General features: G+C 45.6%; 13 protein-coding genes, 4 tRNA genes and 2 pseudogenes. 13 read left to right on the plus strand and 6 right to left on the minus strand.

Going from position 1 to position 23,799, the window contains the following annotated elements; all coding sequences use genetic code 11:
• The first annotated feature begins 86 nt into the window (after window positions 1–86).
• The 7 genes from FM037_RS25185 to FM037_RS25215 all read left to right on the plus strand — a co-directional run bounded on the left by FM037_RS25185 (window position 87) and on the right by FM037_RS25215 (window position 9,195).
• The gene (locus FM037_RS25185) at window positions 87–2,264 is read left to right on the plus strand and encodes a type I secretion system permease/ATPase (RefSeq protein ID WP_144048260.1); all 2,178 of its coding nucleotides are present in this window, start codon (window positions 87–89) and stop codon (window positions 2,262–2,264) included.
• Entirely contained in the window at window positions 2,257–3,639 is a 1,383-nt protein-coding gene (locus FM037_RS25190; RefSeq protein ID WP_144048261.1) for an HlyD family type I secretion periplasmic adaptor subunit, read from the plus strand. The genes FM037_RS25185 and FM037_RS25190 overlap by 8 nt, the downstream gene beginning before the upstream one ends.
• 30 nt (window positions 3,640–3,669) lie before the next feature.
• Window positions 3,670–5,082: a TolC family outer membrane protein gene (locus FM037_RS25195; protein ID WP_144048262.1), complete on the plus strand. Its 1,413-nt coding sequence runs from the start codon at window positions 3,670–3,672 to the stop codon at window positions 5,080–5,082.
• Complete coding sequence (locus FM037_RS25200) at window positions 5,082–5,681, plus strand: OmpA family protein (protein WP_144048263.1); 600 nt, start codon at window positions 5,082–5,084, stop codon at window positions 5,679–5,681. The genes FM037_RS25195 and FM037_RS25200 overlap by 1 nt, the downstream gene beginning before the upstream one ends.
• Before the next feature lie 18 nt (window positions 5,682–5,699).
• The gene (locus FM037_RS25205) at window positions 5,700–6,407 is read left to right on the plus strand and encodes a transglutaminase-like cysteine peptidase (RefSeq protein WP_144048264.1); all 708 of its coding nucleotides are present in this window, start codon (window positions 5,700–5,702) and stop codon (window positions 6,405–6,407) included.
• Window positions 6,408–6,415: 8 nt separating this feature from the next.
• On the plus strand, window positions 6,416–8,341 hold the full coding sequence (locus FM037_RS25210) for a bifunctional diguanylate cyclase/phosphodiesterase (RefSeq protein ID WP_144048265.1): 1,926 nt from the start codon (window positions 6,416–6,418) through the stop codon (window positions 8,339–8,341).
• A 659-nt stretch (window positions 8,342–9,000) separates the two neighbouring features.
• The gene (locus FM037_RS25215) at window positions 9,001–9,195 is read left to right on the plus strand and encodes a DUF1059 domain-containing protein (RefSeq protein WP_013053116.1); all 195 of its coding nucleotides are present in this window, start codon (window positions 9,001–9,003) and stop codon (window positions 9,193–9,195) included.
• 117 nt (window positions 9,196–9,312) lie between these two features.
• On the opposite strand, the gene FM037_RS25220 is transcribed toward FM037_RS25215, so the two are convergent.
• From FM037_RS25220 to FM037_RS25235, 4 genes are all read right to left on the minus strand, one after another.
• Window positions 9,313–9,389 (minus strand) — tRNA-Pro (locus FM037_RS25220).
• 196 nt (window positions 9,390–9,585) lie between these two features.
• Window positions 9,586–9,662, minus strand: a tRNA-Pro gene (locus FM037_RS25225).
• A gap of 209 nt (window positions 9,663–9,871) precedes the next feature.
• Window positions 9,872–9,947 (minus strand) — tRNA-His (locus FM037_RS25230).
• Window positions 9,948–10,001: 54 nt separating this feature from the next.
• Window positions 10,002–10,078 (minus strand) — tRNA-Arg (locus FM037_RS25235).
• Window positions 10,079–10,325: 247 nt separating this feature from the next.
• Between FM037_RS25235 and FM037_RS25240 the strand changes: the two genes are divergently transcribed.
• Window positions 10,326–12,956 carry a sensor domain-containing diguanylate cyclase gene (locus tag FM037_RS25240; RefSeq protein WP_144048266.1) on the plus strand — a complete coding sequence of 877 codons (2,631 nt, stop codon included), beginning with the start codon at window positions 10,326–10,328 and terminating at the stop codon, window positions 12,954–12,956.
• A gap of 79 nt (window positions 12,957–13,035) precedes the next feature.
• Here FM037_RS25240 and rep read toward each other — a convergent pair.
• Window positions 13,036–15,047, minus strand: a pseudogene (gene rep, locus FM037_RS25245) (DNA helicase Rep).
• A 282-nt stretch (window positions 15,048–15,329) separates the two neighbouring features.
• Here rep and FM037_RS25250 point away from each other — a divergent pair.
• The 4 genes and pseudogenes from FM037_RS25250 (at window position 15,330) to ubiK (ending at window position 20,955) form a co-directional block, all read left to right on the plus strand.
• Entirely contained in the window at window positions 15,330–15,926 is a 597-nt protein-coding gene (locus FM037_RS25250) for a TetR/AcrR family transcriptional regulator (protein WP_144048267.1), read from the plus strand.
• Window positions 15,927–16,278: 352 nt separating this feature from the next.
• A complete protein-coding gene (locus tag FM037_RS25255; protein WP_144048268.1) occupies window positions 16,279–17,397 on the plus strand; it encodes an efflux RND transporter periplasmic adaptor subunit in 1,119 nt (372 codons plus the stop codon).
• Window positions 17,398–17,409: 12 nt separating this feature from the next.
• Window positions 17,410–20,498 (plus strand): annotated as a pseudogene (locus FM037_RS25260) (multidrug efflux RND transporter permease subunit).
• A gap of 196 nt (window positions 20,499–20,694) precedes the next feature.
• Entirely contained in the window at window positions 20,695–20,955 is a 261-nt protein-coding gene (gene ubiK, locus FM037_RS25265) for a ubiquinone biosynthesis accessory factor UbiK (RefSeq protein WP_144048269.1), read from the plus strand.
• A gap of 86 nt (window positions 20,956–21,041) precedes the next feature.
• Here the strand turns inward: ubiK and FM037_RS25270 are convergent, their stop codons facing one another.
• Entirely contained in the window at window positions 21,042–21,884 is an 843-nt protein-coding gene (locus tag FM037_RS25270) for a DUF417 family protein (protein ID WP_144048270.1), read from the minus strand.
• Window positions 21,885–22,357: 473 nt separating this feature from the next.
• On the opposite strand from FM037_RS25270, the gene creD reads away from it, so the two are divergent.
• The gene (gene creD / locus FM037_RS25275; RefSeq protein WP_407695617.1) at window positions 22,358–23,776 is read left to right on the plus strand and encodes a cell envelope integrity protein CreD; all 1,419 of its coding nucleotides are present in this window, start codon (window positions 22,358–22,360) and stop codon (window positions 23,774–23,776) included.
• Window positions 23,777–23,799: the final 23 nt, after the last annotated feature.

Consider the following 23,799-nt stretch of genomic DNA (forward strand, 5'->3'; position numbering starts at 1 on the left):
CTATAGTAATATAGGTCATTATGATTAATAATTTCATAATACAAATGCAATAAATTCTTAGCATAATTCTTAAGGATAAGTTTTAGGTGCCTGTAACTGCTTCTCATAAAACTGAGCAATGGACAGTCTCTGCGTCACAAAGAGTCTCTGTCGACCCCTTGCTAGACAGTTTAGTCCTACTTACTGAATATTTCGGTAGCCCATGCTCCAGCGAATCGCTGGCGGCAGGGCTCCCCTTATCCTCTAGTGTCCTAACACCTGATCTGGTTCCCCAAGCCGCTGGCCGTGCGGGCTTAACGGCAAAATTAACCCGTAAGGGCCTAGATCAAGTATCGCCGATCTTCTTACCTTGTATCTTGCTGCTTAAAGATAAGAAAGCCTGCCTGCTCAGGGAGATAGATTTCGATAAAGACAGAGCCGTGATTCAGCTGCCTGAAACTGGTGGTGAACAGGTCTTATCCATAGAAGAGTTAGAAGCGATCTATGTCGGTTACTTGTTTCTGGTTAAACAACAATACCGCGGCGATATGGGTTTCGATGTTCACCAGCATGACACTAGCAGCCACTGGTTGTTACAGACCCTTAAAGATTCTGCGCCTATCTATCGAGATGCGTTGATCGCCTCGGTATTGGTTAATATATTCGCCCTGGTTTCGCCTCTCTTTATCATGAATGTCTACGATAAAGTGGTGCCTAACCTAGCATTCGAGTCTCTGTGGGTCTTGGCCATAGGCGCAGGAATTGCTTATGTGTTTGATCTTATCATGCGGCAACTAAGAGCTTATCTTATCGACGTCGCAGGTAAGAAGGTCGATATCATCGTCTCCTCACGACTGTTTGCTAAAGCCATTGGCATTCCATTAGAGAAGCGCTCACCGAGTGTAGGTGGTATGGCTAAACAACTGGGTGAATTTGATAGCATTCGAGAAATTTTAACCTCTGCGACGATTACGACTCTGGTGGATCTACCCTTCGCTATCTTCTTTATGATCATTATCTACGTTGTGGCCGGTGATCTCGCAATTATCCCGCTAATAGGCAGTATCATCATTATCGGTTATACCTTAATCGTACAGCCTAAACTGAAAGCCGCGATAGAAGAGAGTAATAAATTCTCCAGCCTCAAACATGGCCACCTTATTGAATCCCTAGCTTCTCTGGAGTCAATCAAATCCAGTGGCGCCGAAGGCCTGGTTCAGAAGAGCTGGCAACAGATGATAGGTCATACGGCAAACTGGCAGTTAAAATCGAAAAAGTTATCAACCTCTGTGACTAACCTGGCCAATTTCACCGTACAACTTTCAGTCGTGTGTGTGGTTATCTTGGGTGTTTACCGAGTCGCAGATAATGCGATATCTATGGGTGGCATTATAGCTGCGGTTATCTTATCGAGCCGTGCAATCTCTCCGATGGCACAATTAGCAGGCTTGATGACCCGAGGCAACCACACCGCCAGCGCTTTGCGTCAGCTAAATGAGATCATGGCGCAGGAAGATGAGTTTGAAAACAAAGGGCATCTTGTCAGCCGTCAGCGCCTGGAAGGCCAGATCAATGCCGACCATATCAGCTTCTCCTATCCTGGATCTGAGAAGCCTGTGCTGCACACCATGTCACTCAACATCAAACCCGGTGAACGCATAGCTATCATTGGTCGTAATGGCTCAGGCAAGAGTACCCTGGCTAAGATGCTTGTAGGCCTATACCAGCCGACAAAAGGAAGCCTTAGGTATGATGGGTTAGATTCGGCTCAAATACATCCCACCGACCTTCGTAGGAACTTTGGCTACCTACCTCAGGATATCACCCTGTTCCATGGTTCAATAAGAGATAACATCTTGTTTGGTACCAGACAGGTATCCGAACATCAACTCATTAGGGCGGTACAGCTGTCCGGAATCAATCTGTTTACCGATCTGGAGACCGAAGGCCTAGATCAACAGGTTGGCGAAGGCGGTCAATCCCTCTCCCGTGGTCAGAGGCAGACTGTCGCGTTAGCCAGAGCAACCTTGAATGATCCTCCTGTGCTGCTAATGGATGAACCCACGGCCAGCCTGGATGCCAGAGCCGAGAAGCAATTCATTCGTGCGATGCAGAATGTCAGCCGCGATAGAACCTTACTGATTATCACCCATAAGATGCACCTGCTTAAACTTGTGGATCGCATCATAGTACTGGACCGAGGCCATGTCATTGCAGATGGTCCTAAAGACGAGGTATTAGATAAACTGAGTAAAGGCTTACTCTCAGGAGCCAAAAATGAGTAAGCATCTGACTACCCAAGATTTAGAGATGGTCGATGACGTATACGGCGCCATGATGACCGATGCGCCAACTAGCCACAGGTTAATCATTTGGTCGCTCGCGGCCATGGGGGTTTGCTTTCTGCTCTGGGCCTATTTTTCCGAGTTGGATCAGGTCACCACAGGCATGGGGAAAGTCATCCCCTCCTCACAAATCCAGGTAATTCAGAGTCTTGATGGCGGCATCATGCAGGAGATGTATGTCAAAGAAGGCATGATGGTTACTAAAGGCCAAGCCTTAATGCGCATCGATGACACTCGTTTTCGCTCTGACTATGAACAGCAAGCTCAGGAGGTATATAGCCTGCAAGCCAACGTGGTTCGTTTATCGTCCGAATTATCCAGCATCACGATCACCAGCATGTCTGTCGACTGGAGAGAGCAGGTCAAGATAACCCCAAGGCCACTGCAATTTTCCGGAGAATTAATCAAGGAGGAACCCGCCTTGATTCAACGTCAGTCTAATGAATATACAGGCCGATTGGATAGCCTGATTAATCAACTGGAAATTTTAGCCCGCCAGATCCAGCAGAAACAACAAGAGTCTAAAGAATTAGCGTCAAAAATAGACACACTTTCGAGAAGTTACCAGCTGGTTTCCCGCGAACTGGAACTCACCAAGCCCTTAGCCGATAAAGGCATCGTGCCTGAAGTCGAGTTGATAAAAGTAGAGCGTGTAGTCAACGACATTCGGGGTGAACTCGCTTCTCTTAGATTATTAAGACCTAAACTCAAAGCTTCTCAGGATGAAGCAATATTAAAAAGGCGTGAAGCCGTATTAAATTTCGCGGCTGACGCCAGAACCCAACTCAACGAACTGCAAACCAAACTTTCTCGAATGAACGAGGCACAGGTCGGCGCACAAGATAAAGTGGATAAAGCAGAGATAAAATCACCAGTAAACGGAACCATAAAAACCATTCATATCAACACATTAGGCGGAGTGGTCCAGCCTGGGATCGACATCATAGAAATTGTTCCATCGGAAGATCAATTGCTAATTGAAACGAAAATACTACCGAAAGATATCGCATTTTTACATCCTGGCTTGCCCGCCGTAGTCAAAGTTACCGCTTATGACTTCACCCGTTACGGGGGATTAAATGGCGTTGTAGAGCATATTAGTGCCGATACAACACAGGACGAAGAGGGAAACAGTTTCTATCTTGTAAGGGTTAGAACCGATTTATCAAGTTTGACTAAGGACGATGGCACTAAAATGCCGATTATACCTGGTATGTTGACTTCGGTTGATGTAATTACTGGGCAAAGATCCGTTCTAGAGTACATACTTAATCCAATTTTAAGGGCTAAAGATACGGCGCTCAGAGAACGCTAGGCCCAAGAAAATCGACCTGGAGGGGTTAACATGAAAACCTGCACTATTCGGCAGTTAAAACGCAGCGCTCTTGCGTTAGCCGTTGGCGCGCTGATACTACCAGCCTCGGCATATAGCCAAACACTGGAGCAAGCTGTCGCGCACACACTAGATACTAATCCTGAAATACGTATCGCCTTCAACCGTTTCAAAGCCCGTGAAGAGCAAGTTAATCAGGCAATAGCTGGTTATATGCCTACGGTAGACATCAGCGGCGGCTACGGTTGGGAGCAGACCAATAGCCCGTCGACAAGAAGAAAAGCAGGACTCGGTGAAGTCGATGATGAAGGTGTTATCGAGCTAGAACGCGGCGAAGCTGGCTTTAGTATCAAACAGATGCTGTTCGATGGCTTTTATACTTCGAGCGAAGTCGACAGATACAGCTTCGAGGCTAGTGCGGAACAATGGGCACTGTTTGCCGCGGCAGAAGATATGGCACTGGATGTCACTAAGGTCTATGTAAACTATATCAAAAGTGAGCAAGTCCTCACTCTGGCAGAGAAAAACCTTGTAAGTCATCAAGAGATTTATGAACAGATCAAAGAAAGAACCGACTCAGGTTTAGGCTCAATTGCCGATCTCTCCCAGATCACAGGACGTCGTGCTAGGGCTAATGCCAATCTGATCTCGGCTAAGAACAATTTCTATGATGCTAAGGCTCAGTTTGTGCGTGTGGTCGAGAAGCAACCAGAAGATCTGATTGTGCCGGTTCCCGATGATGACATGATACCGGAAGATCTTAATACCAGTGTTAAGTTAGCCCAAGATAATCACCCAATATTAAAATCGGCAAGTAGCGATATCAATGCCGCAGTCAATGAGCGTGACTCAGCCCTATCTAATTACTATCCAAAATTATCATTAGAACTGGATGGTAATTGGAATAATAATCTGGATGGTGAAGATGGCTTTTCACTGCTAGCTTCACAAAACGTCGGCGGCCACAGCAATGATCTCGTTGCTATGGTAAGAATAAAGTACAACCTGTTCTCGGGCGGTAAAGATCGTGCCAGAGAAAGAGAAGCAAGCTACAAGATAGGTGAAGCCAAGGAGATCCGCGAGCGTGCTTATCGTCAAGTCGTCGAAGGCGTCAGCCTAGCCTGGAATGCTTATGAGTTATTAGTTCCGCAGAAAATGTATATTCGTGACCATGTGGTCGCCGCCAAAGATACTCAAGTCGCGTACAGTCAGCAATTCAATTTAGGCCAACGCACCTTACTCGATCTGCTCGACACCGAGAATGAGCTATTCGAAGCACGTAAAGACTATCTTGAAGCCGAATACGACGAAATTTTATCTGAATACCGTATTTTAAATGCTACGGGTCGACTGCTTGAATCTCTGCGAGTCACTCGCCCAGATGTATGGCAAGGCGATCGTAGTTACGAAGGAGGAGTAAACTAATGAAAACCTTCATAACACTGTTAGCCATCACTCTGCTAAGTGCATGCTCAAGCATAGTGACCATGGATGGCAATACGACACAACTCCAGGATCTTAACGATCTGGACAAAGACGGTGTCATCGTCGCCCGCGAACGCTGTAACGATACCCTTATGGGTGCAACGATTGATAACTATGGTTGTGGCAAGGTAAAGCCCATTCACGAACGCTCTGAACTGAAAATTTTATTCGCCAACGATTCCCACTACATAGACCCTATGTATTACGAACAAGTTGAAGTCATAGCCATTTTCATGAACGAATTTCCTAATACTAATGTCACCATCGAAGGCCACTGTAGTAAGACAGGATCTTACGATCACAACTTAGCCTTGTCGCAAAACAGAGCCGATGCAGTGACCTCGCTATTGTCGGAACAATACAGTATTGCATCCGATAGGCTAACCGCGATAGGTTATAGCTACGATCGTCCCGTCGATGAGAGTGGCACAGATATGGCCCAAACTCGAAATAGACGCGTTATTGCCGAAGTCACTGGAGAAGACACAACGGCTGATATGAAATGGCATATCTATACCGTTGATGAAGAAGTGGAATAGGGAAATTAACAGAGCACCATGAAAGGCAGGCTTAGTCGTAAATTATCATGCAAGAAGGTCTGCCAATTCATCTTAGTGGCACTGGCTCTGGTAGCTTCGTGCCTATATGCCTCCCCCACGCAAACATTGAATAAAGAGCACATCGTCTCGACTCTCGAGTCGAGATATGGTGAACGAGCTGGAAAAAGGGCCAGAGCCTGGTTTAAGGTACTCGACTCGGCTCAAGGCCTCAGCGAAAGAGAGAAGCTCACTAAGGTGAATAAATTTTTCAATCTTTTTCGTTTTGTTGATGATATCAAGCTCTGGGGTGATAGTAATTATTGGTCTACCCCTATGGAGTTTATTGGTGTCAATGGCGGCGATTGTGAAGATTTCTCCATTGCAAAATATTTCACCTTGCTTCAGTTAGGTATCCCTGAAGATAAGCTGAGGATTACTATGGTAAAAGCGACCACTGTGAATCAATATCACATGGTGCTTGCTTACTATGAGAAACCCTCTTCTATTCCTTTGGTACTCGACAATTTAGATAGAAGAATAAAACCTGCGACTCAAAGGAAAGACTTGCTGCCGGTATACAGTTTTAATGGTCGACAGCTATGGCTAAACAAAGAAAAAGGACGAGGCGTTCTTGCTGGTTCATCCAAGAAACTGGCGAAGTGGAACGATCTCAAATATAGATTGGGTGTCGAAAGACTCAGAAAACCCAAATTAAGATTGGAGTAGCTAGAAAGATGACACTGTTTCGACAGATATACTCACTGCTGTTTGGCCTATTTTTATTAGTAGTGGCAAGTCTAGGCTATGTACAGTTTACAGAGACACAGAACTTTCTGACCAAGCAGATGGAGTCAGATCTCAACAATACCAGTAACTCTTTAGGGATCATGTTAATTCCGGATCTTGAAGCGGGTGATATTGTCGGCGCCGAAACCTTGATTAATGTTATCTTCGAAGGTGGTTACTACCAACAAGTTAAACTCACCTGGCTCGTCGATGGAAAACAGCAAGTGTGGGAAAACCCAGTCAATATTCAAGGTGTACCACAATGGTTTATCGAGCTGGACTTTTTTGAAACGATCAAGAAAGAGAGCACTATTACGTCGGGCTGGATCCAACTTGCCCGGTTAGAGATAACGGCCCACCCGGGATTTGGTTATCACGAGTTATGGCGTACCATGACCAACGCTATCATAGTGTTTTCTGTGCTTTTCCTTATTGCCATAGTCTGTGCACGTGTCGGTCTCACCTGGATTCTACGCCCCTTGCACGAAATAGCCGAGCATGCCCAAGATATCGCCCAGCGTAAATTTGGCCCGGACATGAAAATCCCTAAAACCATGGAACTGAAATCTGTGGTACTCGCTTTTAATAGCATGTCGGATCAACTCAAGCAGATCTTTAACTCCCTGGATGAAGAGGTTGGTGAGCTGAGAAAGAAAAACCTGATCGATCAAGTCTCAGGCTTACCTAACCGTCAATATATGATGGGCCACTTAAGCAGCTGGCTTAATGAGCCTAAGAGTGGCGCCTTGGTGATGGCAAAATTTGACTGGCTAGAAGAAGTCCATAGTAAATACGGATACCAAGTTCGAGACGAAACCATAAAACTACTTTCTCAGAAGATGAAAGAGCATTTAGACGCTATCACCAACTCTGTTATTGCTAGAATCTCAGCTTATGAGTTTGCATTTTTAATCTCCAGCGCAGAGCACGAGCAAACCAGTAAATATCTGCAAACATTAATCCGCACGATAAATCAAGAGATGTCAAAAGCTGGCTGTAAGCCAAATGAAAACTTTTCTATCGGTATTGCCGAACGTATTGGACAGATGTCGGTATCGGATATCTTAGCTCAAACTGATAATGCCCTTCAAAAAGCAATCAAAGAAGATAAGGTGTTTCACTGGTTCGAAACCAACGAGAAACAGCTATTTACTCGTGAACAATGGCGTGAGCATCTAAGTAATGCAATTAACAACCGACAGTTCAAATTTAAGTGGCAACCTGTCCACCTCAATGACGGTGATTCTATTACCCAGAGAGAGCTCTACTGTCAGCTGGAAATCGGCGATAAAACCGTACATGCTGGCCAGTTTATGCCCTATGTCGAACTGCTTTCTCTCGGTGCCCTGCTCGATAAATGCCTTATCGAAACGCTAACCACTCAGAAGCTACTCGAAAGAAACTATGAGCCTATTGCCATTAACTTAACCTTCCACAGTCTAAGCGATCCCAAATTCCATGAATGGTTAAATGGCTTTTTACGCGCATCTAGCCTCTCTGAGCGGATCTGTTTCGACATTCCGGAGGCAGGCGTATATAGCGACCCAGACTCTTGTGAAGCCCTATGTACTATTATTCGCGATAATGGTGCCCACTTCGGTATCGATCACTTCGGTCGCCAATTTGGCTCTATGGCCTACTTACAAACTCTCAGACCGAGTTATGTCAAACTCGACCAGTCCTTCGCTTATTATGACGAGAGTGAACATAGTAGCGAACTGTGTCGAGCCTTGATCAATGTCGCGAGAGGGTTAGATATTCAAGTCATAGTCACAGGTATAGAAGAGAAGCAGCAATTAGAACGCTTCGTACCATTAAAAACCAGTGCCTACATGGGCTATATCCATCCTCCTGTGGAAGTTGAAGAAATCTAGCCCCCATACGCTTATCAATCAATAAAAAGGCCTCAGCTAACTTCTGAGGCCTTTTCTTTTATAAAAAGCAGGATTCGAACCTCTGATCTTTTTGGCTTAACAAAAAAAGTCTGCTAATTCTCAGAAGGATTTTCGAAAGTGGTCGGCCATCCAGTCATAAAAAGAGAAGATTTGAATCCTCTAGCTATCCTTAATGTCCCGTCCAGAAATAGGTTGACGACTTTATCAGACCAATAGCAAATGCTGCTGGTCTTTTTCATGCACTTGATTTTTTGGGGGTCATTCCCAAGCTTAAGTTTGCCAGTCTTACTTGGTGCCGCATTTCTCTGGCATAATGGAAAATCTGTAATGATTTTGATAGCTCTGTAGTGATTACGCTGTGATTTTTATAGTTGAATAGCGGTGGAAACCCAGTTTTTCTCCAGAGTGCCTTGTAATACAACCTCATAGACAGGAATTTGATCGATAAGTCACTTTTAAAAAAAAGCGTCTAGCTTGTACTAATATTAAATTCAACCTCATGACACAGGAACAATGAGACTCTCTTTTTACGAAAGGTGAATTTTATTATCCATCACTAGCAATTTAAGGTAGATGTGTTCCTTGCCAAAAGATGATTTATTTATAGTTAGCGTTGTAACCATTTAAGGAGAATTATTATGTCTAGATACTATATCGACTGTAGGAATTACCCTGGTGATGTCAAATGTTCAGTAGCACTTGCTGCTGATACGAAAGAAGAATTGCTTAAAGCAGTCATCGAGCATGGGGGGAGTGTTCACGGATATGAAAACACCCCAGAATTCAGAGAAAATATAGTAAAAGAATTTAAAGAAGGAACTCCACCCTTATAGTATTAGGCTTTTGAAAGTGGTCGGCCATCCAGTCATAAAAAGAGAGGATTCGAACCTCTGATCTTTTTGGCTTAAACGAAAAAAACCTTCTGATTTCTCAGAAGGTTTTTCGTAAAGTGGTCGGTGATAGAGGATTCGAACCTCTGACCCTCTGGTCCCAAACCAGATGCGCTACCGGGCTGCGCTAATCACCGTAAACTTGTTTATTGAAACTTAGTGTCGTCGGCTCTATCTTTTATAAAAAGCAGGATTCGAACCTCTGACCTTCTGGTCCACTCTTGTTTCAAATCGGGATACGCTATCAGGCTGCGCACTTCTACTCATTAAGAGTCCGTAAATTTTTACTTTTAATATCAAATCAAAATCAATTTGATTCAATACCTTTAAATGTGGTCGGTGATAGAGGATTCGAACCTCTGACCCTCTGGTCCCAAACCAGATGCGCTACCGGGCTGCGCTAATCACCGAGAATTTGTTGCTATTGAAACTGAATGTGGTCGGCCCTACCTTTAATAAAAAGCAGGATTCGAACCTCTGACCCTCAGGTCCACTCTTACTCTCTTTTATAAAGAGTAAATCGGAATGCGCTACCGAGCTGCGCACTTTCTCTCATTGAGAATCCGAGTCTTTGTATCTTTACAACTGCCTTATCTAAAATCTAAATAAGGGGTTGAAATGGGGTGACTGATGGGGCTCGAACCCACGACAACCGGAATCACAATCCGGGGCTCTACCAACTGAGCTACAATCACCACTGACTTTCAACTTCTAACAACTTTTTCACTAACTTGGCGTTCTGTTCAATCTGGTGCACCCAGAAGGATTCGAACCCTCGGCCTCACCCTCCGGAGGGGTGCGCTCTATCCAGCTGAGCTATGGGTGCCTGCCTTGTTAGCGGCGCACATAATATGAATTATTTGCCCCGCCGTCTACAGTTAAAAGCATTTTTTTCGTCTGTTTGCTCACCTTTTGACTAATTTGAGCAAATGAATCCATTTAGGACAAAATTTAAACTGTCAAACGTCAAAATAATGACTTGGCTCTGTTGTTTTTTTGTGCTATCTATATCTCTTGTGCAAATTTAGTCCAAATCCTAGCTCTCATATAATAAATAGCGATTGGCGGAAATCATGTTTAGGGAAGAATTGGTTCAACATTCACACCGTGAAGCTGAACGTCTGCAAAAAAGGATTGATCGCTTAAAGAGTCTGGCTCTTAAATACAAGCGAGCCGAAGTCACCCAAAATCTACTGTTAGAGATCTCAAACCTAGCAGCTCATGTGGATTCGCCGAAGGCGTTTTTCTCAGAAGTTCATCGCTCGCTAAACTTGCTTCTTCCAGCGGATAATTTTTTCGTTGCCTTGTTAGACCCAAGCTCTAACAAATTGAATATTCCTTTTTTCCTCGACGAAAAAGACCCGCATCCCAACAAAATCTATTCTATAGATGAAATTTCCGAGACCCTGTTAAGCGGTCTCACTGGATACGTGCTCAAGTCAGGTGAAACACTCCTTTGTGATGACACAAGCTTTCAGCAGCTTATCGCCGCTAAAAAAATTGTCAGTAGAGGGGCGCCATGCCACCTTTGGTTAGGTGTGCCGATTAAAGTCAATAACTTGGTTTCGGGTGTATTGGTGGTACAGAGTTACTCTCCCGATATCAACTTTTCCGAAATGGAGATAGAACTGCTTCACTTTGTCAGTTATCAACTCTCCGGTGTGCTAGAACGTTTAGAACATAGAGAACAGTTGGAACAGGCAATAGAGCAAAGAACCAAAGAGTTAAGCGTTGCTTACGACAAGCTCAAACGTGAAGTGTTTGAAAGACGTCGCGCCGAGCGTCTGCAGAAATCTCTATTCGAGATTACCGATCTTGCCACCTCTAACATAGATAGCGACTCCTTCTACTCGGAGATTCATAGAGTTATAAGCCATCTAATGCCGGCGAATAACTGCTATATAGCCCTTCTCGACGATAAGTTGACTCGTATAAACTTTCCTTTTTATGTAACTCAGAACGATTCTACAGCCCCACAACCTAGGGCCACATCTGATGGCTTAACTGAATACGTCATCAAGAACCGTAGGCCTTTGTTACTCCAACGTACCGATCTTGATGCCTTGATAGACGTTGGGATTGTCTATTCAAAGATGCCTGAACTCAACTATACCCAAGACGTATATCAGTGGATTGGCATCCCCTTATTTATCCATGGGCAGGTTCGTGGTGCCTTAACCATCTATAGCCTATGTATGTCCCAGAGTTACCAAGATAAAGATCTCGATCTGCTGACTTTCGTTTCTCAACACATAGCCACCGCGATCGAGAAGAAACTCTCCGCTGAATCGCTTAAGTCCAGCTACGAACAGCTAGAAGAGAAAGTCGTCGTTCGGACCCGGGCTCTGGCTATGTTAAATCAGGATTTAGAGAAAGAAGTAGCCCAAAGACGTAAAGCGGAAGAACAACTTGTTTATGACGCTAATCACGATAGCCTGACTGGACTGCCAAATCGCGGCATGTTTATGGAGCGCCTGACACAAGCCGTAAAGCATATTCGCCGACATGGGCTAGATCGCTTTGGTCTGCTATTTATCGATCTCGATAGATTCAAGCTCATTAATGACACCTTAGGTCATCAGCAAGGTGATCGCTTTCTGGTTGAGACCTCAAGGCGCCTACGCCTGTGTATTCGCGATAATGACACCTTAGGGCGGATCGGTGGAGATGAATTTGTGATATTACTCGACAGCATCAATGGTACCAATGATGCGAAAGAGGTTGCCGAGCGTATTCTCACAGAATTATCACGCCCCTATGAATTAGCCAACCAAAGTTTCACCTCAGGTGCCAGTATAGGAATCGCATTTAGCTGTAATCATAAGTCAGACACGGCCGAGTCCCTGTTACGTGACGCCGATGCAGCCATGTATCAGGCCAAGTCCCAGGGCAAAGGTTGCTATGTTATCTTCGATGATAAGTCGCATCAACAGTTAGTCAAAGATGTCGAGCTTGAAATTGAATTAAAACAAGCGATATCAAACCGAGAGCTGCACCTGAGTTATCTACCGATTCAAAATTTGAAAAAGCTATCTACGGTAGCCTTAGAGCCACGCTTGTATTGGAATCATCCTTTGCTAGGTAAAGTAAAGCAGGTCCAGCTCAATAACATTGCCGAACATTGCAACTTAACCACCGAACTGGATATTTATCTACTAGAAAAACTAAACTCAGATCATCAGATGTTGCGCGAACAATCCTTAGACCACTTTCCCCTACATCTCAACATTTCGGCCATGCACCTGAAGCATAAACATGCTGTCAGACAGCTGAAAAATAAGCTTAAGGAGCTTATATTCCCCCTTGAGCAACTCTGGCTATTTTTCGATGAGAAAGGGTTTATCTTAGATACGGATAACCATATCAATGCATTTGAACTTCTTCAAAAGCTGAAGATTAATCTTGGGCTGACTGGCTATGGTAGTGCCCATAGCGCCTTGAGCAGCTTAACCTTCTTACCATTGCAAGGCTTAAAGCTTGACCCTAGTTACACCACTCATCTCAACAGTGAGCAACATCTTAAGCTATTAAAGGCCCACTACTTAACCGCCCAGGCGTTGGAACTCGTAGTTTTTGTGGATGGAATTTGTGCTATACAGCAAAAAGAGACACTGCTGGAGATAGGTTTCGATCTAGGTCAGGGGCAAGCCCTTGGCAATGTTATTCATCTGAATTCAATCACCAAGGATTTAGTTTGCGCTTAACTCTATGTCGTAGTGCTAAGCGCAAGAACGCGATATGATTTCCGCGCCCTAATGTACAGTGATCCGTTTATTTAAGAGTCTACTTTTTAAACATATCTCTCAAGTTGGCGATATTAGACTTGCTGGTTTCCTGCCTCTGGTTCTCGCTCTGCACTTGTTTACGATTCTCCCAGATTAGATCATCCTGAGGGAGCTCCAACAGAAAACGACTTGGCTCACAGCGCATAGTCTCACCGAATTGACGACGTTCACGACACAGTACAAACCAGAGCTGTTGCTGCGCTCGGGTGATGCCGACATAGGCCAGACGACGTTCTTCATCGACATTATCCTCATCTATGCTGCTTTGGTGGGGTAAAATTCTCTCTTCGGTGCCCACCATAAACACATACGGAAACTCCAGGCCTTTAGAGGCATGCAGCGTCATCAGCTGAACCTGATCGCCATTTTCATCCTCACTGTTACGCTCCATCATGTCACGCAAGGTTAATCGGGTAACCACCTCAGGTAAGGTCATGCCTTCGTCAAGTTCATCCCCTTCGAGCATCTCAGTGACCCAGCGATACAACTCGGAGATGTTTTTCATCCTCATCTCCGCCGCCTTGGCACTGGTACTGGTCTCGTAGAGATAATCCTCATAGTTAATATTACGTATCAAGTGCTTAATGGCCTCAATAGGCTCACCCGAGTCACGGTCTCACCGGTATCGACAATGAACTTGCCAAACTTGTAGAGAGAAGCCATGGCCGCCGGAGGCAGATGATGATTCAACTCAGAGTCGAAGCTGGCCTCAAACATAGAAATTTGTCGTTCATTGGCAAACGTACCTAAACGTTCCAGAGTTGATGGGCCTATTCCACGTTTAGGCAGATTCACCACGCGCAGGAAGGCATTATCATCATCAGGGTTCACCACTAGTCTGAGATAGGCCATGATGTCTTTGATTTCGGCCCGGCCGAAGAATGAGGTACCACCACTGAGTTTATAGGGGATGCGGTTCGTCATCAGCGCCCGCTCCAGCAGACGAGATTGATGATTGCCACGATAGAGGATCGCATAATCTCCAAATTGGGTTTTCCCCATAAACTTGTGACGGATCATCTCGGCAATGACCCGCTCTGCTTCCTGTGCCTCGTTAGCGGCGATCAATACTCGTAGCGGTTCACCGTAGGGAAGCTCACTAAACAGTGTCTTCTCGTATATATGAGGGTTATTAGCGATGAGAATATTCGCGGCTTTTAAGATCCTTTGGCTAGAGCGATAGTTTTGCTCTAGCTTAATCAAACGTAGAGCGGGGAAGTCTTTACCCAATAACACCAGATTCTGTGGCTTCGCCCCTCGCCATGAATAAATAGATTGATCATCGTCGCCCACCACGGTGAAACGGGCCCTATCTCCCACCAGAAGCTTCACCATCTCATATTGGCTGGTGTTGGTATCTTGATACTCATCCACCAGCATATATTGAATACGTGTCTGCCAACGCGTTCTCACCTCGGCATTGTGCCTGAGTATGAGTGTCGGAATTAAAATCAGATCATCAAAATCCAGGGCATTGTAGGCCTTCATATGCTGGGCATATCTTGCGTAGAGAGCGGCAAACAGTTGTGATTGCTCATCCTTAGCTAACTTCACCGCCTGAGTTGGGATCACCAGATCCCCTTTCCAATTAGAAATCGTCGTCATCAAGGATCTGAGAAGGTCCTTATCTCCATCGAGCTCATCTTCGGTAAGGTCTTTGAGCAGGGCCAAGGTATCTTGATCGTCGAACAGGGAAAAACCAGCTTTGAGGCCAACGACCTTATGCTCCCTCTTGATAATCTCCAGGCCCAGAGTATGAAATGTCGAGATCCATAAGCCGCGAGCCTCTTTACGCCCCATGGATTTAGCTACACGCTCCTTCATCTCACGTGCAGCCTTATTGGTAAAGGTCACCGCCGCGATGGACCTAGCCTTGTAACCACAGTTCTGCACCAGATGAGCAATCTTGTTGATGATCACTCGAGTCTTACCACTACCAGCCCCCGCAAGTACTAGGCAGGGGCCAGATACATAATGTACGGCTTCATCTTGTCCGGGGTTTAGCTTCATGGGGTTACTTTTACCAAGATTAAAAGGGGTTTGAAGCAGGTGATCATACCAGAAACTCTAACGTTTCAATCTGACAATTTAAATTTCTCAACCAGTTTAATTAATTCAGAACTTCGTTCGAATAAAACTTACTTTCACATCAGCTGTCTATGACAGACTAGACTGACTATTCAAGCGAGATAAAGCAGCTATTATTATATTCACACATTGAGAATTGCGATCGGCAATCCGTTGACATAGAATAGTGAATGAACGTTCATTCATACAGAGTGTAAACCTATCATGGATAACAAACGCCAACTGATATTCGATGCGACCGAGAAGATCATCTCCACCAAAGGATTGCAAGGGCTATCTATGCAACAAATAGCCAATGAAGCAGGTGTCGCCGCCGGCACTATCTACAGATATTTTAAAGATAAAGATGAGTTGATCGGCGAATTGAGAAAGAATGTACTGCGTGTCGTCGCCAACCATATCTTAAAAGACAGCCGTATAGGCACCTTGGAGCAAAGGTTCAAGCGTATCTGGTTTAATATTGTCGATTTTGGTCGTAAGCGCACACAGACAAATCTCAGCTACGAGCAGTATATTCATCTGCCGGGCATAGACTCAGATCCTCATCAGACGTTCGAAAAAACAACTTTTGGCGATCTACATATGTTCTTCGAAGAAGGTAAGGCTGAAGGCCTGTTTCACTCCCTGCAAAACAAGGCTCTCTATGCCATTTCTCTGGAGCCCGCCGTCGCTCTAGGACGCAGCATCCGCCGTGGCCAATTAACATACGATAAGGCAGAGCTAGAGCTTGTCTGTAATTTATGCTGGCAAACCATTACCTGCGCAACAAACTTAACTAACAAGGATCTATCAGGAAAATGAATGATATGAACCGACCTGATACTGCCAGCGGCGCTTTCAGCCAAACCGATTTACCTAACTTAACTCACAAGAAGCTATCAGGACTATGAATGATATGAACCAACCTGATACTGCCAGCGGCGCTTTCAGCCAAACCGATTTACCTAACTTAACTCACAAGAAGCTATCAGGACTATGAATGATATGAACCAACCTGATACTGCCAGTGGCGCTTTCAGCCAAACCGATTTACCTAACTTAACTCACAAGAAGCTATCAGGACTATGAATGATATGAACCAACCTGATACTGCCAGCGGCGCTTTCAGCCAAACCGATTTACCTAACTTAACTCACAAGGAGCTATCAGGACTATGAAAAAATGGACCCTGATTATGCTAATCATCGCTCTGCTGGCATTCGGCTCAGTGATAGGCTTTAACTTGATGGTTAAGGCTAAAATTGCCGATGCCATCGCTAATATGCCAGAGCCCGAATCACCAGTTACGACACTGACTCTAACGAGTGTCAACTGGCAACCCACAATCGATGCCATTGGGTTTGTGGAGCCTAACCAAGGACTCACCATTGCCAATGAACTCTCAGGTGTGGTATCTGAAATTAACTTCGAAAACGGTAGTGAGGTCAAGCTTGACCAGAGCTTAATCGTACTCGACTCGGCGGTAGAAAAAGCCAACCTTAAGAGTAAGATGGTTCAGCTTCCAGCTGCAGAGGCCGATTATAAACGGCTGGTACTTCTGTATAAGCAAAAGTCGGTATCTAAGCAAGATCTAGACAACAGTGAAGCTAAATACCTGGCACTTAAGGCAGATATTGAGAGCCTGAATGCCACTATAGAACGCAGAGAAATCGATGCGCCATTTAGCGGTCTTATCGGGATCCGTAGCGTTAATTTAGGAGAATACCTGCAGACAGGTACAGATATCGTTCGACTCGAAGATATCAGCACCATGAAGATTCGCTTCACCGTCCCCCAGAACCAATTACCACGTATCTCAAAAGGACAAACGATTCATGTCTATGTCGATGCCTACCCTGAGCATCCGTTCAAAGGTATGATATCGGCTATCGAGCCCGCCGTTTTCTATCAAAGCGGTTTGATCCAGATTCAAGCCAAGATACCTAACATAGACGCTAAGCTACGCAGTGGCATGTTTGCCCGTGTCGCCATTCTACTGCCAGAATTGACGAACCAATTTGTGCTGCCACAGACAGCCATCAACTTTACCCTCTACGGTAACTCTATCTATGTCATCCATGAGGTGAGTGAAGATGGAAACATGATCAAACGAGTTAAGCAGATCAATGTCGAAGTACTCGAGCGTAATGGTAATAACGCCTTAGTCAGTGGTGACTTGAAGGCTAACGATCTTATCGTGACCTCCGGCCAGATCAGACTAAACAATAACAGCAAAGTCAAAGTGACCGAGGATAAAGCTCTGACTCCTCCGGCCACGATGCCACAACTTTAATAGGAGCTGGCAATGCGCTTTACTGATATTTTTATTCGCAGGCCGGTACTCGCCGCCTCGATAAGCTTGCTCCTGCTGCTATTAGGACTTTACTCCCTTAACAGCATGCAGGTCCGTGAATACCCTGAGATGACCAATACCGTGGTCACCGTCTCCACCAGCTACTATGGTGCCGATGCAAACCTGATCCAGGGCTTTATTACCCAGCCATTGGAACAAGCCCTTGCTCAGGCCGATAACGTCGACTTCATGACCTCAGACAGCTCTCTTGGTACCTCCAAGATCACTGTGTACATGAAACTCAACACCGATCCCAATGGCGCCCTGGCCGATATTCTGGCTAAGGTTAACTCGGTGCGATCTCAGCTTCCTAAAGAGGCCGAAGACTCTACCGTGGATATGTCTACAGGTTCACAGACTTCCGTCCTGTATATCTCCTTCTATAGCGATCAGATCAACTCGAGCCAGATAACTGATTATCTGGAGCGGGTGGTAAAACCTGAACTCTTCACCATAGATGGGGTTGCTAAAGTTAATCTCTATGGCGGCATCAAATACGCCATGAGAATATGGTTAGATCCCGCTCGTATGGGGGGCTTTAACTTGTCCTCATCCGAGGTGATGCAGGTGCTACAGGCTAACAACTATCAATCTGCCGTGGGTCAGGCCAATGGGGTGTTTACCCTATTCAATGGTACGGCAGATACTCAAGTCGCCACCGTCGATGAGCTTAAGAAACTCGTTATAGGCAGCAAAGAGGGTCTGATTATTCGTCTCGGTGATATTGCCGATGTGAGTCTGGAGAAGAGTCACGATATCTACCGCGCTTTGGCCGATGGACAAGAAGCTGTGGTCGTTGCACTGGATGTCACTCCGACGGCTAACCCCTTAGTCGTCGCAGCCGATGCACGCGCTATGATGCCAGATATCGAGCGTAACCTGCCGGTCTCGATGAAGACACGCATCTTGTATGATTCCTCTCTCGCCATCGATGAGTCGATCAACGAAGTGATCAAGACAATTGGTGAAGCCTCGTTGATCGTTATCGTGGTGATAACCCTATTTCTAGGCTCTTTTCGCGCCGTTATCATACCGATAGTCACCATTCCTCTATCACTGATCGGGGTAGCCATCATCATGCAGATGTTCGGCTTTACTCTGAACCTGATGACACTCCTGGCCATGGTGCTGGCCATCGGCCTGGTGGTGGATGACGCCATCGTGGTGGTGGAGAATGTCGACAGACACATCAAGCTAGGTGAAACACCTTTCAGGGCTGCCATTATCGGGACCCGAGAAATTGCACTTCCCGTAATATCCATGACCATCACCTTGGCAGCCGTTTATGCGCCTATCGCCCTGATGGGAGGCATAACAGGATCTTTGTTTAAAGAGTTTGCCCTGACCTTAGCCGGCGCGGTATTTATCTCGGGGATCGTGGCACTGACACTGTCACCTATGATGTGCTCCAAAATACTCAAGCCTCACACAGCTCCTAATCGTTTCGAGCGTGGCGTCGAAAACTTCCTTGAAGGCATGACTAAGCGTTATCAGAGCATGCTCAATGCCGTGATGGAAAAACGTCCCGTGGTCATCGGCTTCGGGGCTATCGTTTTCGCCTCTCTGCCGGTGATGTTTCACTTTATCCCGTCAGAGCTTGCGCCGAACGAAGATAAGAGTGTGGTCATGATGATGGGCACTGCACCATCGACGGCTAACTTAGACTATATCCAGGCTAATATGGCAATAGTCACCGACATGATTAAGGCCCACCCGGAAGCCGCCGCATCATTGGCTTTTGTCGGCGTACCTAACTCTAATCAAGCCTTCGGTATCGCGCCACTCGTCCCTTGGAGTGAGCGTGATAAATCTCAGAAAGAGATGCAGAAGATACTCGGTAAAGAAGTTAAAGAAGTTCCGGGAATGGCGGTCACCACCTTCCAGATGCCAGAACTTCCTGGTGCATCCAGCGGCTTACCCATACAGTTCGTTATCACCACCTCAAACTCGTTCGAGAGCCTGTTCCAAATTGGCAGTGGTGTGCTTGAGAAGGTGCAGAATAGCCCACTGTTTGTTTACTCGAAGATCGACCTCAAGTTCGACTCGGGCACCATGAAGCTGCACATCAAGCGGGACTTAGCCGGCACTTACGGCATCACGATGCAAGATATCGGTGTGACCCTGACCACTATGATGAGCGATGGCTATGTGAACCGCATCAACTTAGATGGCCGCTCATATGAAGTTATTCCTCAGGTTGAGCGTAAGTACCGCGCCAATCCGGAATCACTCCACGGCTATTACGTGAAAGCCGCCGACGGCCGTTCGATCCCGCTATCTAGCCTGGTGGATATTGAGATGATATCTGAGCCGAGATCCTTGCCACACTTTAATCAGATGAATTCACTGACGGTGAGCGGTGTAGCCACACCCGGAGTGGCTATGGGGATGTAATCACCTTCTTGCAAAATATAGGTGATACCGATCTGCCAAAAGGCTACAGCTATGACTTCCTGGGAGAATCACGTCAGTATGTCACCGAAGGCTCAGCCCTCTTTGCCACCTTCGGCCTGGCACTGGCGATCATCTTCCTGGTGCTGGCGAGTCAGTTCGAGAGTGTCCGCGACCCTCTGGTGATCTTGGTCTCAGTGCCACTCGCCATCAGTGGTGCACTCATCGCCCTAGGCTGGACTCATGTCTTTGGTCTGTCGTCGATGAACATCTATACCCAAGTTGGTCTGATCACCTTAGTGGGTTTGATTACCAAGCACGGTATCTTGATGTGTGAAGTCGCCAAGGAGGAGCAACTCCATAACGGCTTGAGTAAAATGGATGCGATTAAGCTTGCGGCAACCGTACGTTTACGCCCAATCCTGATGACGACGGCGGCCATGATTGCCGGCCTTATTCCTCTGCTATTCGCAGTTGGAGCCGGCGCGGTGGCGCGCTTCAACATAGGTCTAGTGATAGTATCAGGCCTAGCTATAGGCACACTGTTCACCCTGTTTGTTCTGCCGGTTATCTACACTTATTTAGCAGAGAGACACGAACCTCTACCCGTGTTTGACGAGGAGCCAAGGCTCGATACATCAAAAGCTTAGGTTCTAGGTTCTAGGTTCTAGAACACTAAGGTCTGGATAATACTAATTGGTATTATTCAGGCCTTTTATTTGCATTAAATTCAATAACTCAACTTTTGTGAGTAATCTTTTTCCAATAGCGAGTATGCTCAGGTACAATCCAGCTAATATTAAAGCACTCGTATTTATAGCATTAGCCAACGGCGGACCATAGATAATGATAAATCCAAAGAAAATTGAAGAAGTTGCTAAGCAATTAGCCGAAAGCCTGCCAAGTGGTCTGAAGCAATTCGCCGGTGAATTTGAAGATAAGAGTAAACAGATCCTGCAAAACCAATTGATGAAGTTGGATGTGGTGTCCCATGAAGAATTTGAAGTTCAGCAACATGTTTTACTCAAGACCCGTGAAAAATTAGAAGCCCTACAGGCACAAGTCGATGCGCTAGAGAAGCGACTCAACGAGAGTGAAAGCGAATAAGTTTCAAATTATATCAATCGATATAAGACATGACACAAATCAAGAGCGCTTAAGCGCTCTTTTTATTGCTTTACTTCTTATTGCAGCTATTCGGCTTCTGATCTGTTCGTTGTAGTGAGCAGCAATATACATCCTGCCAGCAAGACCAGGTCCTTCACGATAAACTGACCACTCCCGGTCAATAGAGGAACACCTTGGCTCATCTCATAAGCGGGTAAGCTGATGATAAAGGTCTGGGTCGCCAGAAAGGTCAATGCCGCTACCGCTAAGCCCAATGTTCTGGCCCAGGCATATTTACTACCGATAATAAGACCGAAGACCGCAAGCAACTCAACCACTCCGATAAAGTATGAGCCATGAAGTACACTAAAAAAATCGTAAATCCAGCTAAATAGTGGGCTCGTTGCCATCAACCTCTCGATGCCATCGGCTTCGAACTGAGTAAACTTCATACCGCCTATCCACAGCATCACCAATACCACTCCGGCCCAGATAACCTTAAGTGAAAACCTATTTAATTTTTGATGACCAGCGTAATGAGAGGCAATAAAAACAGAGACGCCGACTATGGCCAGATACTTAATCAATCCCTGTCCGGCACCGATAGCTGGGAAACCACCCAGACTATCGATCCAAACCGGGTGGGTGAATAACATCAGCATAGGTATCAAGGCTATTAGCGAATAGAGATAGAGGACTGCATGGCTCAATTTATGCCTAGGAAAGATTAACGCCGCGACGACTATGAGCTGCATGACACCTAACAAAGCCGATAGCCAAGGGAAGTCAGGCAAGCCTATGGCCGCGAGTTGTTTAGAAAAATAGCCGACATCTAGGGCTGTAAATCGATTCATTGCTGTGGTCAGTAGGAAGAGTCCCAATAACACGCGTGCAGCGGCTAACGCTGGTATAGATTTTTTCTCAAACATTTCAATCTCCAATTCAGATGCAGCAATAGACCCTTAAATCGGAATCGCTATTTCATCGAAACTGAATAAAAATACATCACCCACACTAATATCAATCGGGATAATACCAATTCCATTAAATTTATGCTCAATTCAGAGCTCTCTCAGGGCTGTTAATTCAAGGCGCATTGTTGAGAAAATGGTTATTCCCTTTTAAGACAATGCAACACAGAAGTAGAAGCCCTGAGAAGCTCACGTAGTGCGGCTGATGTTTAAGGCAAAGGGAAAAACACTCTATGCTGCGCAAGTGGCTTTCGATATAGAATAACTATTAGCTTCAATCCCCTTACTTGCCTACAGCATTTTTAACTCCCGCTGAATGACCACTTACTTAATGGAACTGGTATTTACTCCTCAATTCCTCACCAGATTGCCCTATTTTCGCCATCATTGATCATAGCTTAGCCCCCATATCCATGAAGGAATTTGTTTAAATGATGCCTATCACATTAGAGGGATTTTTCATGTTAGATCTTTTGACTTCAGCTAAAACTAATCTTACCCATAAAATACTACTGGTTGCACTCTTGTCTCTTTTGTCACTCATCCCATTGGGATTAGTGATGGATATGGTTTGGGAAAGGGAGAACTTATATCACCAAGTGGTGGAGGAGATAGGTCAATCTTGGGGAGAGCGACAGCAGATATCCGGGCCAGCTCTGGTCGTGCCCTATACCTATCAAGTTGTGCAAGAGACAATCAATGACGAAGGCAAGGTCAGAAAATTTACCAGCACTTATCAAAATGAACTGGTGATTTTACCTAAGCAGCTAGCGCTAAATATCGATCTCACCCATGACTTTCGTTCCAGAGGCATATTTCAGTCTCTGGTCTACAATGCCCGCATCACAGGCTCGGCGAACTTCGAAGTAGCAGCAGCCAAGGTGCCAAACATGTCTAAGTTCGATATCGAAAATGCCCGTATCGTCTTCGGCATATCGGCCAATCAAGCCATAGATAAAATAGAGACTTTCGAGCTGATAAGTGAATCTACAGGGGCATTAATCATGCAATCCAGCATAATGTCGGGCACAGGCCTGTCAAACCAGATAGGTCTGGAACGTGGCTTCCACCAGCCCATCAAGCTAGAAAGTGGGCAGAAGAAATTAACCTTAAATTTTGCCGTTAAACTGAGAGGTTCACAATCTATCAGCGCACTCCCTCTGGGTGAGCAGACCAGCATCAAGATCAGCGCCGATTGGCCCCACCCCAGTTTCAAGGGAATACTTCCGGCACATAGAGAAGTCACTAAGCAGGGTTTTAGTGCCAACTGGGAGATCAGCCACCTCAGTCGCAATTTTCCCCAAGTTTTTAGCAAGAATCAAGAGATCGACTTGAGGGAGATAGAAGCCAATACGGTACTGTTCGAGCCTGTCACCCACTACGGTAAAATTGAGCGTTCGGTGAAATACGGCCTGTTGTTTATCGTACTCAGTTTCATCATATTACTGATATTTGAATTGGGTCAGAAGACCAGCCTGAGTCTAATCCAATATCTGCTGGTGGGATGCGCTATGACACTATTTTATCTCTTGCTACTGTCTCTATCTGAGCACTTAACCTTTTCACTGGCTTACATCATAGCGGCCAGCGTCCCGGTCATTTCAGTTTCGGCCTATGTGGCAAGTGCTACATCCTGTATCAAACGCGGTGGAATCATGTCAGCCATGCTGATTGCCCTGTATACTGTGCTCTACTCCATCCTCAAGCTGGAAGATTATGCCCTGCTAATGGGGACCGGGCTCTTAGTGGTCATCATGTTGCTTCTTATGTTTGTCACTCGAGGGGCAGGACAAGAGACTTTGAACTCAGACAAACCCAATAAAACAAGTCGAGTCGATCCATCAAGTTAACGATATTTAATTGATATTTCCGC

Source organism: Shewanella psychropiezotolerans, assembly GCF_007197555.1.
GTDB lineage: Bacteria > Pseudomonadota > Gammaproteobacteria > Enterobacterales > Shewanellaceae > Shewanella > Shewanella psychropiezotolerans.